This is a genomic window from Pseudomonas sp. R84, from assembly GCF_009834515.1.
Taxonomy (GTDB): domain Bacteria; phylum Pseudomonadota; class Gammaproteobacteria; order Pseudomonadales; family Pseudomonadaceae; genus Aquipseudomonas.
In genome coordinates this window covers 5224946-5239713 of sequence record NZ_CP019426.1, presented here as the reverse complement: position 1 = coordinate 5239713, position 14768 = coordinate 5224946, and the positions used below count along the sequence as shown (strand labels likewise).

10 protein-coding genes are annotated in these 14768 nt (G+C 58.5%); 5 read left to right on the top strand and 5 right to left on the bottom strand.

The genetic code is table 11. The annotated features are described in order from the left end of the window. Nucleotides 1–30: 30 nt before the first annotated feature. Genes PspR84_RS23150 through PspR84_RS23140 form a run of 3 tightly spaced genes read left to right on the top strand, consistent with a single transcriptional unit; the run spans nt 31 to nt 1615 of the window. Nucleotides 31–450 carry an NUDIX domain-containing protein gene (locus tag PspR84_RS23150; RefSeq protein ID WP_160059271.1) on the top strand — a complete coding sequence of 140 codons (420 nt, stop codon included), beginning with the start codon at nt 31–33 and terminating at the stop codon, nt 448–450. Nucleotides 451–473: 23 nt separating this feature from the next. Continuing rightward, a complete protein-coding gene (locus PspR84_RS23145; protein WP_160059270.1) occupies nt 474–1112 on the top strand; it encodes a LysE family translocator in 639 nt (212 codons plus the stop codon). 2 nt (nt 1113–1114) lie between these two features. Further along, the gene (locus PspR84_RS23140; RefSeq protein ID WP_160059269.1) at nt 1115–1615 is read left to right on the top strand and encodes a GNAT family N-acetyltransferase; all 501 of its coding nucleotides are present in this window, start codon (nt 1115–1117) and stop codon (nt 1613–1615) included. A gap of 94 nt (nt 1616–1709) precedes the next feature. On the opposite strand, the gene metR is transcribed toward PspR84_RS23140, so the two are convergent. The 4 genes from metR to PspR84_RS23120 all read right to left on the bottom strand — a co-directional run bounded on the left by metR (nt 1710) and on the right by PspR84_RS23120 (nt 12130). Next, nucleotides 1710–2627: a transcriptional regulator MetR gene (gene metR / locus PspR84_RS23135; RefSeq protein ID WP_007916739.1), complete on the bottom strand. Its 918-nt coding sequence runs from the start codon at nt 2625–2627 to the stop codon at nt 1710–1712. A 203-nt stretch (nt 2628–2830) separates the two neighbouring features. After that, nucleotides 2831–5722 carry a hypothetical protein gene (locus PspR84_RS23130; RefSeq protein ID WP_160059268.1) on the bottom strand — a complete coding sequence of 964 codons (2892 nt, stop codon included), beginning with the start codon at nt 5720–5722 and terminating at the stop codon, nt 2831–2833. 206 nt (nt 5723–5928) lie between these two features. After that, nucleotides 5929–6582, bottom strand: a complete 654-nt coding sequence (locus PspR84_RS23125; RefSeq protein ID WP_160059267.1) for a hypothetical protein — start codon at nt 6580–6582, stop codon at nt 5929–5931. Beyond that, complete coding sequence (locus PspR84_RS23120; protein WP_160059266.1) at nt 6569–12130, bottom strand: DUF6543 domain-containing protein; 5562 nt, start codon at nt 12128–12130, stop codon at nt 6569–6571. The genes PspR84_RS23125 and PspR84_RS23120 overlap by 14 nt, the downstream gene beginning before the upstream one ends. A gap of 214 nt (nt 12131–12344) precedes the next feature. Between PspR84_RS23120 and PspR84_RS23115 the strand changes: the two genes are divergently transcribed. Then, nucleotides 12345–13379, top strand: a complete 1035-nt coding sequence (locus PspR84_RS23115; RefSeq protein WP_160059265.1) for an alpha/beta hydrolase — start codon at nt 12345–12347, stop codon at nt 13377–13379. Nucleotides 13380–13557: 178 nt separating this feature from the next. Next, a complete protein-coding gene (locus PspR84_RS23110; RefSeq protein ID WP_160059264.1) occupies nt 13558–14223 on the top strand; it encodes a DsbA family oxidoreductase in 666 nt (221 codons plus the stop codon). A 198-nt stretch (nt 14224–14421) separates the two neighbouring features. On the opposite strand, the gene PspR84_RS23105 is transcribed toward PspR84_RS23110, so the two are convergent. After that, a complete protein-coding gene (locus PspR84_RS23105) occupies nt 14422–14760 on the bottom strand; it encodes a GlpM family protein (protein ID WP_160059263.1) in 339 nt (112 codons plus the stop codon). Nucleotides 14761–14768 lie beyond the last annotated feature (8 nt).

Sequence of the window (14768 nt, the reverse complement as noted above, 5' to 3'; positions counted from 1 at the left end):
CTTGGCGCTTTTGCGCCAAGGATTTTTCGTATGTCGACTGCTTCCACGATTCGTATTGCCGCCGCATTGTTGCTCAACACTCAAGGGCAGACCCTGCTGGTGCGCAAACGCGGGACCACGGCGTTCATGCAACCGGGCGGCAAGATCGAAGCGCACGAGTTGCCGGTGCACGCACTGGCGCGTGAGCTGGAAGAGGAGCTGGGTTTGCAGATCGATCCTGCGCAGGCGGCATTTCTCGGGCAGTTTTCCGCTCCCGCCGCCAATGAGCCGGGGTGCGTTGTGCAAGCGCAAATCTTTCAACTGACGATCGACACTGACGTCATGCCGGCGGCGGAAATCGAAGAGGTGATCTGGGTCGATCCGGCCACTGATCCTGAAGTCGATCTGGCACCATTGACACGCGACCTGATCCTGCCGTTTTATCGCAACTCGCTAAGCGCAATCGCCTGATCATCCACGCAAAGGACTTTGCCATGATCCCGTTGCAAGACCTGCTGATTTTCGCCGCTGCTGCACTGCTGATGGTGCTGACGCCGGGGCCGAACATGATCTACCTGATCTCGCGTTCGATCTGTCAGGGACGCAAGGCCGGGGTCACGTCGTTGCTCGGCGTGGTGGCGGGGTTCTTTGTGCATCTGTTTGCGGCGGCGGCTGGTTTGACGGCGGTGTTCCTCGCGGTGCCGATGGCCTACGAAGTGCTCAAGTGGGCCGGCGCGCTGTACCTGCTGTGGCTGGCCTGGCAAGCGCTGAAACCGGGGGCGCGCTCGCCGTTCGAAGCGCAGCAGTTGCCGGTGGACTCGTCGCGCAAGCTGATCACCATGGGCTTTCTCACCAGTGCGCTGAACCCGAAAATCGCCGTGTTCTACCTTTCGGTATTCCCGCAATTCATCACGCCAGAACACGGCTCGGTGTTCACCCAAAGCATCATTCTCGGCCTCACCCAGATCAGCGTCAGTTTCTGCGTGAATTTGCTGATCGCACTGTTCGCGGCGGGCATTGCTTCGTGGTTTGTGCGCAACCCGACATGGCTGGTACTGCAGCGTTATTTCATGGGCTTCGTGTTGGCTGGTCTGGCCGTGCGCCTGATGTTTGAGCAACGCAGGACGGCGTGAGCATGTGGATCGAACGGCTGGACGCCAGCCATGCCCTGGCATACCGGGAACTGATGCTCGAAGCCTATGACCGTCATCCGCAGGCCTTCACCTCAAGCGTGCGCGAACGCGCGGTGATGCCATTGAGCTGGTGGGAAGGGCGCCTGACCAGCAAACTCGATGTGGTGCTTGGCGCGTTTGAAGCCGGTACGTTGGCCGGCATAGTCGGCCTGGCGTTGGAGCCTCGGGAAAAGGCTCGTCACAAGGCCACGTTGTTCGGCATGTACGTGTCGGCGGATTTTCGCCAGCATGGCCTGGGCCATGAACTGGTGCAGGCGGCCATTGCCGAAGCGCAAAACCATCCGGCGCTGAAACTGCTCCAGCTCACCGTCACCGCCGGCAATGACGCCGCGTTCAACCTCTACCAGCGCTGCGGTTTCATCCAGTTCGGCCTCGAACCATTGGCGGTGCGGGTGGGTGAAGACTACTTCGACAAGATCCATATGTGGCGTGAATTACCTTGAGAGGGGGGCTAGATCAAAAGATCGCAGCCTTCGGCAGCTCCTACACTGATCTCTGTAGGAGCTGCCGAAGGCTGCGATCTTTTGATTTTTAGCGTCAGCGCACGGCGCTGACACCATCAAGGGTCGAGAACGACGTGTCCTTCGCCGTCAGCAGAAAATCACGCATGTACGGTGCATCGAGCATGTCGGTACGAATCGCCGCATACAACGTTGCAAACAAACCCTTTTCCCCCAGCCGTTTACCCTTCACATATCCGCGCGAGCTGTACTCGTGCAGCGCCCAGTGCGGCATGCCGCAGACGCCACGGCCGCTGGCGACCAGTTGCATCATCATCACCGTCAGTTCCGAGGTGCGTACTTGGGCCGGCTCAATGTCGGCCGGTTCCAGGAAGCGCGTGAAGATGTCGAGGCGGTCGCGTTCCACCGGGTAGGTGATCAGCGTTTCCGTGAGCAAATCTTCGGGGACGATGTACGGTTTGCTCGCCAGTGCATGCTGATTGGCCACGGCCAGCATGGCTTCATAAGTGAACAGCGGCACATAGGTGATGCCAGCGATTTCCAGTGGATCAGACGTCACTACCAGATCCAGATCGCCACGGGCCAAGGCCGGCAGCGGCGCGAAGGCGAAGCCCGAGGCGAGGTCGAGTTCGACTTCCGGCCAGGCATCGCGGAACTGGTCGATGGTCGGCATCAGCCACTGGAAGCAGCTGTGGCATTCGATGGCCATGTGCAAGCGCCCGGCGGTGCCACCGGCCAGACGACCGATATCCCGTTCGGCGGCTCGCAGCAGCGGCAGGGTTGCGTCGGCCAGTTGCAGCAGGCGCAAACCGGCGCTGGTGAAACGCACCGGTTTGGTCTTGCGCACGAACAACGCCATGCCCAGACGTTCCTCCAATTCCTTGAACTGATGGGACAAAGCCGATTGCGTCAGGTGCAGCCGGTCGGCGGCATCGACCAGGCTGTCGGCTTCGCGCAGGGCATGCAGGGTTTTCAGGTGGCGGATTTCAAGCACCGATGGCTCCATGAGTAAAACTTGTGGTAAGCACTAAAAGGTTGAGTTTGTCTCATGATTGCCTGGCTGTCGACAAAAGGGTTTATAGAACCTGAAGCGCCATGAGGGGCTGCGAATGCTGAGGCTTACCGCAAAAAAAACGCGCTGAGGCAACGTCTCAGCGCGTTTTTACTGTGCATTGCGAGTTCCCGTTTTCGCTGGTTTCACGCCGACGGTGGGTTAGTCAGCTGTTGCACCAGCAAATTGAAGATCAGGAAATCGTTTCCGTCTGGAGTGCCTTGATGGCTGACTATCTCAAACAATGCTGTGGCGGAATTGGCGGTGAAGTCGCCCTGCAAGGTGTAATTCTGTTGTCTGCCAAGCGTGAACAACGGTGTATTTAGCATATTGCCCGCGCGCAAATTTATTACGGGCAAATGCCGCCCTCCCGACCCCGTAAAATCGCCTACTTGCGCTACGAAGCGATAGCTTGCTCCGACAACAAGCTGCAAATATTTGTACAGAATGGCTCCGGCATAGTTACGGCCCGCAGGTGTGATGTTCCAGAACGCCTGTGTATAGGTATGGGCCGCGAGGTATCCAGTTGCGCCACCTGGCCCAATACTCCAGCCGTTGAAGCCGCCGACGAAGCTGGTGTCGTCATAAAGATCCGGGCGAATGGTGACAACCCAGGGAGCGGATATCAGTTGCCCATCGGGAGTTTTCGCCGTTAATACATGGCGACCCAATCCGATATTGACGTTCGTACGCCAAAGTCCTGAAGACTCCACATCAAAAATACCTAACAGGTTGTCGCCGTTGAACAAATGAACTTTGCTTGCGGGCGTTGCCGTGCCGACCAATTGTGGTGACGTGGCATCGCAGGCACCACCGTTCGCAACGGGCCCGGTAATGGCGCCCTGATTGTCTATTAATTGTGTGATCGCCGGTCTCGCCAGTATTTGCGTTTTGATCGTCAATTCACGCACAGGGAAAAAGGTATCGACGCCGCCCCGATCACTGTAGTTGGCGACTGACAGGCCGAAGACCTGTGTGCCGTCTTTATATTTTTTCAGTTCTTCCCGACTGATCGTTCCCTTCAAGCCTTCTCGCTCATGGGTGGCGTTGATCACGGCATCGAAAAGCATGATGACGTGCTCGTCATCGCTCATGGCAACGCGCATACGGGTACCGATGGCTTGAAACAGGTACGGCGGCAATATCCAGTGTGCGTCGCCGCTGAAGTTATTGAGATCGAGTACGCCTCCCTTGGCTTCCTCGATGCTCATTTGCGGGAAGTTGATTTGCGGGTTGGCGACGGGGAGTACCTCATAGCGGCTGACACCGGAAGGCTGGTCGGGTTTGCCACTCTCGGTTTTCACACAACTGATTTTGATGTAACTGCCAATATTGGCGGGGATAGCCGTCGGCGGCAGGTCGAATAGCAGTTCACCACTGTTGTTACCCGGTTTTGACGTAATGACCGGGCTGCCGAAACCTGCACGCCCTCTGATCGTCAGGGTGTAGGTTTTTCTCGGATTCATGGCCGGGTCGCTGACCCGCACGGTCGCGGTGTTGCGAGTGTCCAGTGGCTGAACCCGATTTCCGGGCAGTGCTTGTACCAGGAGTGGAGCCGGTAATTCGGCTGCGGCGCCGATAGTGATTTTCAGCGATCCGGACTGCACCACGGTTTTGCCGGGATTTTCGATCTTGTAAAGCACGGTCAGCGGGCAGCTCTCGAACCGGTCGATGTATTCGCCGGTTACGGTAAAGATCACAGGTTGCGTGATGTCATTGATGATCTGGCTAAAGATGTACAGGTTCTCGACACCATTGGACAAGGTGACTTGCCAATACAGGCTTACGGTCGCTCCCTCGAGCAGCGGCCAGTAGGTGGGGATGTGCACATGGGCCGGCGAGGTGTCAGCGGGCAGTTCGTTACCTTGCTGTTCCTCAATGGTGGGAGCCGCGGCGGGGAGGGACGTGCCGCTGATGGTGACTGTGGTGCATTTTGAATGCTGCGTGATGCCACCGCTCAACTTGGTGTAACTGAGTACCATCGACGCACGGATGCCGTTCTGAATGAACGAATTCTCAAGAGGAATTCGCAGCGAACGTGATGTGCCTTTCACGTCCTCTTTGATAATGCGCTCCAGCCGATCACCCACCGAGGTAAACAGGACAACGGTAAGGTTGATAATGTCACCGGACTTGAACTGACCCGTGATCACTACGGTTGCCGACCCGCCGTCCAGTGCGTCGTGATCGAGATTGTCTTCGGCATCCGATTCATCAACCAATGGTGCTGCGAGCAACACCGTGTTCGGCTTCAAGGCAAGCGAAACGGCCGATGACCAGCCGCTGCCGTTTTCCACGATATCGACAATCTCGTAAGTGATCGCCACCTTGTCGGTGTCGGGCAATGTTTTTAGAAATCCCGGTGTCAGTTCAAACAGCACATCACCCAATGCAGTCACTTCCAGGCTCAGTTCGCGCGGGCCTATCGCCAGGTAGATCAAATCGCCGATGGCTTGGTACAAATACTGCGGAATCGTGACGAACATGCCGTTTTCAATAACGGTTTTGTCGATGACGGTTTCCGAGGGCACTGGCAGAGCCAGTCCCTGGTTGTTCGGCAGGTCGTGTCGGGTATCGAGTTCGCCGGGATCAAAAGGTTTGTACAGGAGCGGCAGGGGAGGGAAGTTTCGCTCGTTCTCGCTAACCCGCTGAATGCTGCAGAAGAGCTCAAGCGTTTCGGGAATCGGCACAGGCGTCGCATACATCTGTTCGAGAAACGCGACTGGAATATAAAACGGTACCAGTTGGTTTATATACGCGCCAACGGGAAAAGGTCCGGCAACCAGCGTTGGACGGGTCCCAAGGTACACACGCAACTGGTCGGTGCTGTCCATGTTCAGGTACGGAAAAACATAGCCGAGCAAACCTCGGCGGTCGCTGTTGACCATGTTTCGGTTAACGCCAGCGATATCCCCGGACAGCGACTTGTAACCTGGAATGAATGGAGGGTAATCCGTCAGAATTCTTACCGGATCCGGGTCGGTGGAGAAAATCAGCACTTGCGTCAGGTTATTGCTATTGGTTGACAAGTCGTTCATTTCCGGTGACTCCCTGTGGGATTGAAGCGCTCAATATTCAGCTACGGCTCTGAACCCTGATATTGAGCACTGCGGAAATTGTCTTGCCTACTGTCATACCTGACAGGTTGGACACATTGCCCGATGAGCGGTCATTCGCTAGGTGGCTGTCATTTTGAGTATTGTTGTGCGCTAGGTAATCCGCGTCGTCGTGGTAGGTTTGCGTATCACTGACTCCAGCGTGTTGTATGAATCGACCCTGGCGAATCGAGCGAATAGCTGACGTTATCGATGTAGAGCGAGCCCTTGACCTGAAGAGGGTCAGAGGGAAAGGACACTTGCAACTCGACTTCTACGACACCGGTCAGCATGACGCCCGAATAGATGAAGGACTTCTGCTTGGGTTTCAACCACCAGTTCCCCACGTCGAATTGAACAAGTTTGCCGTCTGCGTTATAGCCTGAGATGAAAAAAAACAGAATCGGGTGGGTATCGATGTTCGGCGGATCCTGATGATATTCGGCCCCGGGCGCGGAGGCATCGACCTTGATCGTAAAAGCACCGGGCGGGGCGGTGAATTTGTTCAACAGTACGACGCCGGTGTCCACACCGGGCAGCACCTTCGCTTGAGCACTGAGATTATGCTGAACGACACTCGCCTTGCCTTGGAATACGTGGACCTCCCAAGGCGCAAACTTGCCAGTGCTGAAGTTGCCGTTTTGAAGAAAGTTTTTACTCATGTCGGTCATCCCGTGCTCGTATCGACGGTTCACCATGATTTCCGTCGCCGAACCATTGGCTACGCAAACACCCGACTGCGCTACTGTCAGATCTGACAGTAGCGACGGACGGTCGATGGATTTTCGTTCAAACGTCTTCAAAAAAACTCAAAACCGCCGATTGCTTGCCAATCTTCGAATACGGCAGGGTGGCATCGTCGGCGTGGGTCAGGAAGCGGTGCTCGCGCAGTTTCAGGTGCGCGGTTTCGAACCGGCGAAACGGAGCTGTTGCACTGCGGTAATGAAAATGCGCGTACCACAACGGAGCGGCAGGCTGCGCGAAGAGATTCCATATCTCGTATTCCTGCATGTAGTCCGGATGGCCTTGGTGCCTGCCCAAGTGTTTGATCGCTTGGGTGCGGCGTATCTCCACGGCATGCTGGCCGATGAGGTCGTAGAGCATGCCGTCGGTAGGCTGCTGGCTGGTCAGTGAGCGTTCGGTACGCAGGGTGCGCCCGGCCACTTTCAGTTCAGCGGCCTGATCGCGCAACGTCTGGATGATCGGGTGCTGCGCAGACTTGGCGGCGATGCGCTCGGCACGGGTGCTGAGTTCGGCGGCCTGACTGTCCAGCATGTGTTGCAGGTCGACGGGGAGCATGCCCGTATCGGCGTTTCTCAAAACCGTTGAGCGGTAGCTCGGGACGTTATCCAGACGCTGCCGGGCTTCGTCCACCAAGCTTGCCAGGCTCAATGTGGCGGGCGAACGGGCGGCTATGATCTGCGGGTTGAGCAGAATGATGGTGCCGTCACCCCGGTGTTCCCAGATTTCCTCATGGCCACCAGGCCCTGTGCATTTGTAGCGGCGGGTCTGGGTCACGTTATCCCACTGTTCGAAGCCATGGCGCAGTTGATTGTCTGCGGTCATGAATACGCGCTGCAGAGGTTGCTCCGCGACCCTTGGTACCGGCGCCGGCGGCTTGTTGATCCCGGCGCGCGCACGATCGGCCAAACGGTCAATGCCGTCGAGCAAGGGCGCGACCACTTCCTGATGGAAGAATTGCGGGTAACTGGCAGTCCACACGCCCATCTCGCGACGAAAGCGCTCGCTCAGGTCCACACATTCCTGAAGCATCTGGTTGCGTTGGGCGGTGGTGGCAGCGATATTCGGCAGATCGTACTGGCGGTACAGGACGCGATCGATGTCCAGTCGAAGCGGATCGGCAAGCCCGAGAAAATACAGCCACGACGCATCGTCGGGATCGCCGGCCTTCTTGACGATTTCCAGGCGTTGCGAGGTCTTCAGGTAGAGCAGGACGGCATCGCTGTGACGGGTGTTGATGTCCTCGATGTACGCCGAGATCTTCGGTCGGTCTTTGGCCAGCATGCGCTCATACCAGTGATTGACCTGCGCCTTGAACGCCTCCATCTCGTCGAGCTTTTTCACGATCTCGATACGCAGTCCGCGTATTTCTTCCATGATGCTCAAACGTTGCGCCAGGGTACCGAGAGGCAAGGCCTTGCGGGTCTCCTTCAGCTCCTTGATTTTCAGGGTCATCGCATGAACATTGTGCGAGGCGTGAAGAGCGCGGCGCCGATAGCGATCGGTTAAAAGCCATGCGCTCTTGCCTTGCATGCCGACGACTTCCTTGAGTTTTCTGCCGTGGGTCAGCTCGGTCAGTTCGGTCAACGTTTGATAGCGCCGCTCGGCCAGGCGGATATCGTTAACGCAAACGGCTTCGAGTTCCGGCCACAGGGCCGGGCGGTCTTCTATTGCGGTGACGCGGTAGGCGTTGAGCACCCGATCGCTGTTGGTTCCGGCGACCTGCATTTGATCGGCCAGATCATCCGCGGCGGCGGTCAATTGATGCTGGCGGCGGAAGTTGCGATCCGCCAGCCAGCGCGGCAGGCGTTGGCGAATCACCGGCGGCCAGTAGGGATCCAACGTATCGGCCACGCGCCCGACGACGTTGCCGCCACCGGCCAGACCGCCGTCAAAGGTTGTGCCGTAGACGCCGAACCACGTATCCCAATGCCCGGTTTCATCCAGCACGATCGGTTGCTTGTAGGTTTTTCGCGAGTTGCCGAACAGGCGCCACTGGCGCGAGTCCTTGCTCAGCTCAACCTGGTAAAGGCGGCCCTGACGCTCGATGAAGTCGCCGTCGGCATGCCGGTAGACACCACGGTAGACACCATGACTGGACGGCTCTGTGCCAGCGAGGGAAATCGGTTTTTCATATTCGTAATCCTTGAAGCGTGCCAGCACATGCCGGGCCTGACGCTGCGTCCTGCCATGCAGCGCCGCCACGTTGCCGGTTAGCGTGTGAAGTTGACGAGCGCGGGTCAATGCGCGCGTGGTTCGGGACAGGGTCGAGGCCACCGCTTCGCCCGGGAGCAGGTCCATCAGTGCGTCAACCAGCGACAGCAGCATGGACTCGATTTCCGCCAGACCGTCAGCCACTTCGCCGCGCAAGAATGCTGTGACCGCCTGATTGGCGGCGGTCCAGGCCTGATACAGAGCCAGCACACTGCCGACAAAGGGCACCATGCCCAGCGCCATTTTTATGTAATTGAAGGCACGCGGGCCTTTCAAGGCGTAACGCTCGAAGAACAGTTCATCGTTGGAGCGCGAAGTGCCGCGATGGGCTTCGACCAGGCGTCCCATGTGCGCATCCAGCAGGTGCGCGGCCAGCGAAGTACTCGCCGGCCAGCGCGCGCCGACTTCGATAATGGCATCGAAGTTTTTCTCTACGGCCTGGCCGATTCGGCTGACATGTGCTCTGACGTTGCCCTGCAAGGCTTTGCCGGCGAAGTAGGCGATCCACTTGTCGCTGCTGCACAACCTGAACAGCCCTGTGCGCGCCGCTTCGAGGTTGTCGTAGCGACGGAAAAACTGTTCGTCATGGCTGTCGGGCAAGTACAGCAAGGTGACGCCGCTGATCTGTTCTTCGATGAAGCTGACGCCGGACAGGGTCACCGGGCCTTCGCCGGGGGTGTCCTTGCCACCGACTTTCAGCGACACCGGCAGCAGGACAATGCGCTTGCCGTCGGCTTGCCACGCTTCTGGGGTGCTGGCGTCGATGGCAATGTTGAGCAGCGCAGCTTCATCGCGGCTGAGGTGTTTTTGCAGCCGCGCATTTTCACTCTGAATCCTGAGCATCAGACGCCATGGCTCGATCAGGCTTTCGCGGCGATGCTGTTTGACGAACGCGGACTCACGGGCCGCGCCGTGGAACGCGTCGCGGATCTTCTGTTCGTAGGCCTTGGGCAGGTCCAGTTCCGGCAGGACTTTGCGCAGATAGGTCAGGTTGATGCCATTGAGCAGGCGCGTGCGATCGTTTTTCAGCGTCGCGCTCACTTTCGGGCGCAGGAATACCAGACGTTGCGACAGCGCGTCATTGAGTACCGATTGCACATTATCGATATTGAGCTGTGCCAGATCCTCCAGGGACATTTTGCTGCTGGTTTTGCTGGGTACAATCACTGTTTCCGAACTGACACCCCCCGGTCCGGACTGGCGGACCTGTTCGGTTTTGGTCGAGTCGGGCAGTTCGATCTGTACGGAAAAATGCCCCTCAAGCGCAAAGTCCTTGCGCAGTCGCGCGTGCAGATGTCGGCGGGTGAAGTCATCCCGGGGTTCCAGCGCGAGGGTCATCAGGGTGTGGCTGTGATGCATCGCCGCGATGTACGCCTTGATGTTCTGTTTGAGCCCGCTACGTTCGACGTTCTTGAGTTTGATCAGCCAGTCCGGCAACTGGCGGGCAAGGGTGGCGCTGCGTTCCTGTTCATGCAAGTGGGCAAAAGACAGGCTTCTGGCCGCGTGAACCGGCACCTGAAGATTGGCCAGACAACCTTGGCGCAGCGTTTCCAATGCATCAGCCTGTTCAGGTTTGGCGCGCAGGTCTTTGGCTTTGGTTTCGAAGCCGGCAATCAGCTCATTGAGGCAGTGGTGCAGCGGATCCGTGGTCAGCAGATTCAGCTGCAAGGTCAGTTCGCTGTCCGGGTGGTGAATCTTGAACAGCTCGCGCTCCAGTGCGCGGCGGTCTGCAAAGCGTTGCAGGCCACCGCCGGTGCCGGGCCAGTAGAGCAACAGGCTGGCGCTCGATGCGTGGTCCGCGAGGGCCGCCTGGCGTGTGATCACCAGCGCGCCTCTCAGCGTTTCACTTTGCGTGGTGGTGACCTCGTCCTTTGTTGCGGTCAGCGACAAGGTCAGGCTGGCAGCGCAAAAATCAGCGTCACGTTCGGCGGCGACGGGTGTTTCCAGCACGGCTTTGAGCAGGTCGTGCTCGGCGCTGTCGAGTTGCCCGAGCGCCGTTTGCAATTGAGCTTCAGCGTGCAAGCCGTCCTCATGTGCCTGCTGGAGGGTTTTCAATGCCGTATTGAACGCGGTCATGTCCGAGGTGCTTTCGTGGTAAAGCACGGATGTGGCCGCAGTCTCGCCGGCCAGTTCGGCAGCCTCCAGCGCTTTGAGCAGGTCGTTGCACTGCCGGTAGCGGGAGCCGTCGCTGTCATTGGCGAGCAAGCGTTCGAACGCCTCGCGCTCACGCTTCAGCGCTGCCTGCCGTACGGACAGTGGAATACTGGCCGACAGACTGCCGAACAGGGGTTTTTCGTCCACCTCGATATCGCTGGCGGCCAGCACCGGTTTCGGCGGCGCAGCCACAATGACAGCGCTGCTGCGTTGATGATCGATCAGGTCGACATGGGCCAGTGATTGCGCACCGTGCTGGCTTATCCCGGGTTTACCTTTGTTGGTGTTGCGCAAGGCATCCAGTTGGGCGTGTTGTCGGTCGGCGAACAGATCGCTTGCCCCTGTGACCATCGGGTCTTGCGCAGCGCTGTAATCAAAGCGCTGGATGTCCTTGGGCAGACCAGTGGGGATCTGCACCTGGCCAGTCAGCCAGGTTTGCAGGTCTGCGCGGTTCTTGAAGGCCTGGATCGCTACCGGCCTGCCCGGCAGATACAGCAACGGTCCCGCCGTGGCCGGATCGCCCGCGCTGATGACCCACGCTCCCGGTAGTTTGACTTTGCTGCCGTTGCTCAGCACCAGTGCCGGTTTTTCCGTGTGGATGGATTGACCGTCGATGGTCAGTGCACCGGCACCTGAATCGATGATCTGTTGCAGAAGTTTGAATTGCGCAGCGGTAATGGCTTTGTGGGCGAGGGCGGTGTGCGCAGTGGCTTCGAAATGCGCACGGTATAGCTGCGTGGCGCGGGTGCTGCGTGATATCGGCGTGTGTGGTGCGCGTGCTTCCCAGAATGATCGCCAGCGCGTGGCGTGGCTCTGTTTGGGGTCGAGCGATTTGAGCTGTTCAAGGAGTTGCAGCGGTTTCAACGCGTACAACGGGTGATTTTTGCTGATGCCGGTAACGTGACAACGCTGATCCAGATCTGATTCCAGCGTCGGGTGCTGAACGACAAAGGCACAGGCATCGGTGAGCCTGACGATGCATTCCGCTTGCCCATCGGTGGCAGTAAAGTGCAGCGTGGTTTTCTCACCGTCCAGTTGCAGGTGTTGTCGCAGTAGCTCATTGACCGTGTCGCGCAAGGCAGGACTGGTGCTAAACAACTCGCGCAACCCTTCGCTGCTGGCGCGCCAGCGCTGGCTGGCCTGCAATAACAGGCTGACATCGGTCACTGCCGGCAAATGCTCGGCTACCGTCGGCAGCGGGGAGGGGGCGGAGGGGTCATCCAGAATAATTCGATCGGGCATGTGGCGGACTCGCAGTGGAGCGGGAAATCCGCTCCGTGAACGCGTCATTCAAGAGAAATCGCGCAAGGCGATGGCGGTACATAGATATTGTTTGCAACGTGCCTGCATGACCGCTCGGCAGTCTTCATCAAACTGTCATCGAACTGTGGCAGCGCGCTTGTACAAACTTCATCAGACTCGCGCTCTACTGGGGTTCTGCGTTTCGGTGTTTTTCATGGCTAAGGGTTTATTTTCTGTCGCGGCTTTGTTGGCCGCGATTTTTTTCGCTCCGTCGTCGTTTGCGGCGGCGCGCTGCGATGTGAATGTGCCGACCGAGCATGTCGATCTGCAGCAGGTGAGCCTTGCTTACCAGAGTATTGGCCGCGCGTCGGACCCGGCGTTGTTGCTGGTCATGGGCCTGGGTGGACAGTTGATCCACTGGCCGGATGAAGTGGTGGTCGCGCTGTGTCAGCAGGGCTTTCGGGTGATTCGCTATGACAACCGCGATGTCGGCCTGTCGACCTGGCGTCGGGCGCCGGCTGAAGCCAATCTGACCTTTGAAGTGCTGCGTTACAAGCTCGGTCTGCCAGTGGCAGCGCCGTACAGCCTGACCGACATGGCTGACGACGCGCTGGGTTTGATGGACGCGTTGCACGTCGAGCAGTTTCACGTTCTGGGCGCGAGCATGGGCGGGATGATCGCCCAGCACATGGCGGCGATGGCGCCGCAAAGGGTCGAAAGCCTGACGTTGATCATGACCAGTTCCGGTGCCGAAGGTTTGCCAGCACCGAGTGCAGCGCTGGTGCAACTTCTATCGCGACGCGGCGCACCGAATCGTCAGGTGGCACTGGAGCAACAGGCGGATTTGCTCGCGGCACTGGGCAGCCCGGCGGTCACCGATGATCGGCAGGTCTTGTTGCATCAGGCGGCGCTGTCGTACGACCGTGCGTTCAACCCCGAGGGCGTGAAACGGCAGATCATGGCGATCCTCGCCGAGCCGAGTCGGGTGGCATTACTCAACCAGTTGCGTGTGCCGACGCTGGTGGTGCATGGCACGGCGGATCCGTTGCTGCCGGTGATGCACGGCGTGCATCTGGCGGCGCATATTCGCGGCAGCCAGTTGAAGCTGATTCCGGGGTTGGCCCATCGTTTTCAGGAGGCATTCAAGGAACCGTTACTGGCGGCGGTGCTGCCGTATTTGCAGGCGCATCGTGAAGACACCTCGCATTGGGCGCAGATCGAGCCGGTGGTGGGCGCGAATCTGCTGTAGCCGAGGTATTTGTGTTGTCTGAGCGGGCCTCTTCGCGAGCAGGCTCGCTCCCACTGGGGAACGCACTCCAAGGGTGGGAGCGAGCCTGCTCGCGAAGGGGCCGCTATGGTCACCAAAAATCTGAAGCAGGTGTATCGTGCAAACTTTCCCGCACGATTTCCCCCCCGCGAGGTGTGTGATGAGTTCCGCTTTGAAAATCGATTTTGTCAGCGACGTCTCCTGCCCGTGGTGCGTCGTCGGTTTGCGTGGTCTGTTACAGGCGCTGGAGATCCTGCGCAACGAAGTGCAGGCCGAGATCCGCTTCCAGCCCTTCGAACTGAACCCGAAAATGGGCGCTGATGGGCAGAACATTGCCGAGCATATTCAAGAGAAGTACGGTTCAACCCCGGAGCAGTCGCAGAAGAATCGCGAAGCGATCCGGGCTCGTGGTGCTGAACTGGGGTTTGCTTTTCGTACTGATGGCAATAGCCGTATTTACAACACCTTTGATGCGCACCGTTTGCTGCATTGGGCGGGGCTTGAGGGTTTGCAGTTGCCGTTGAAGGAGGCGCTGTTCAAGGCGTATTTCAGTGATGGCGGCAATCCGTCGGATCCTCGGCAACTGGTACAGATTGCGGAAAGTGTCGGGCTGGATCGCCAGCGGGCTGAGGCCGTTCTGGCGTCGGACGAGTTTGCCGATGAGGTGCGTGAAGAAGAGCAGTTGTGGTTGCAGCGCGGGGTGAGTTCGGTGCCGACCGTGGTGTTCAACGGGCAATACGCGGTGACGGGCGGGCAGCCGGTGGAAACGTTTGTCGGAGCGATTCGGCAGATTATGGCTGAGTCCAAGGGCGGCACTGTCAACTGATATCGGCAGGAGCCAAAAAAGCCCCTCACCCTAGCCCTCTCCCTGAGGGAGAGGGGACTGATCGAGTTGTATTTGGCTATCCGCCGACCTGATGCAATGAGTCGATTATGGATTCGGTACAGCACTTTCACGTCGACGGAGATTTTCAATATTCAGCGGTCGGCCCCCTCTCCCTCTGGGAGAGGGCTGGGGTGAGGGTCAGCTGTGCAACCGTACCCAAACCGTCACCAACACGGTGGCGGCTATCAACCAGGCCATCGCCGCCACCGCCAGCGACGCCTCCAGCCGCAATCGATCAACCATCACATACAACGTCGCCAGATAGACGAAGTACGGAATGATCGACCACATCCCGAACACGATCGTGGTCTTCAAATCCTCGATCGAACGTCCCTTGCCGACGATGTAATGCGCAATCAGCGCAAACGTCGGAAACAACGGCACCAAGCCTGCGATGTAATAGTTTTTGGTCTTCGACAGCGCCGCGATGATCAGCACCACCGCAGCGCCCAACAGGGCTTTGAAAAACAGGTCCACGTCGTTCT

Excerpts from the sequence above, each read along its gene's own strand:
- PspR84_RS23150 (WP_160059271.1), top strand. The coding sequence starts at position 31 with ATGTCGACTGCTTCCACGATTCGTATTGCCGCCGCATTGTTGCTCAAC.
- PspR84_RS23145 (WP_160059270.1), top strand. The coding sequence starts at position 474 with ATGATCCCGTTGCAAGACCTGCTGATTTTCGCCGCTGCTGCACTGCTG.
- PspR84_RS23140 (WP_160059269.1), top strand. The coding sequence starts at position 1,115 with ATGTGGATCGAACGGCTGGACGCCAGCCATGCCCTGGCATACCGGGAA.
- PspR84_RS23130 (WP_160059268.1), bottom strand. The coding sequence starts at position 5,722 with ATGAACGACTTGTCAACCAATAGCAATAACCTGACGCAAGTGCTGATT.
- PspR84_RS23120 (WP_160059266.1), bottom strand. The coding sequence starts at position 12,130 with ATGCCCGATCGAATTATTCTGGATGACCCCTCCGCCCCCTCCCCGCTG.
- PspR84_RS23115 (WP_160059265.1), top strand. The coding sequence starts at position 12,345 with ATGGCTAAGGGTTTATTTTCTGTCGCGGCTTTGTTGGCCGCGATTTTT.
- PspR84_RS23110 (WP_160059264.1), top strand. The coding sequence starts at position 13,558 with ATGAGTTCCGCTTTGAAAATCGATTTTGTCAGCGACGTCTCCTGCCCG.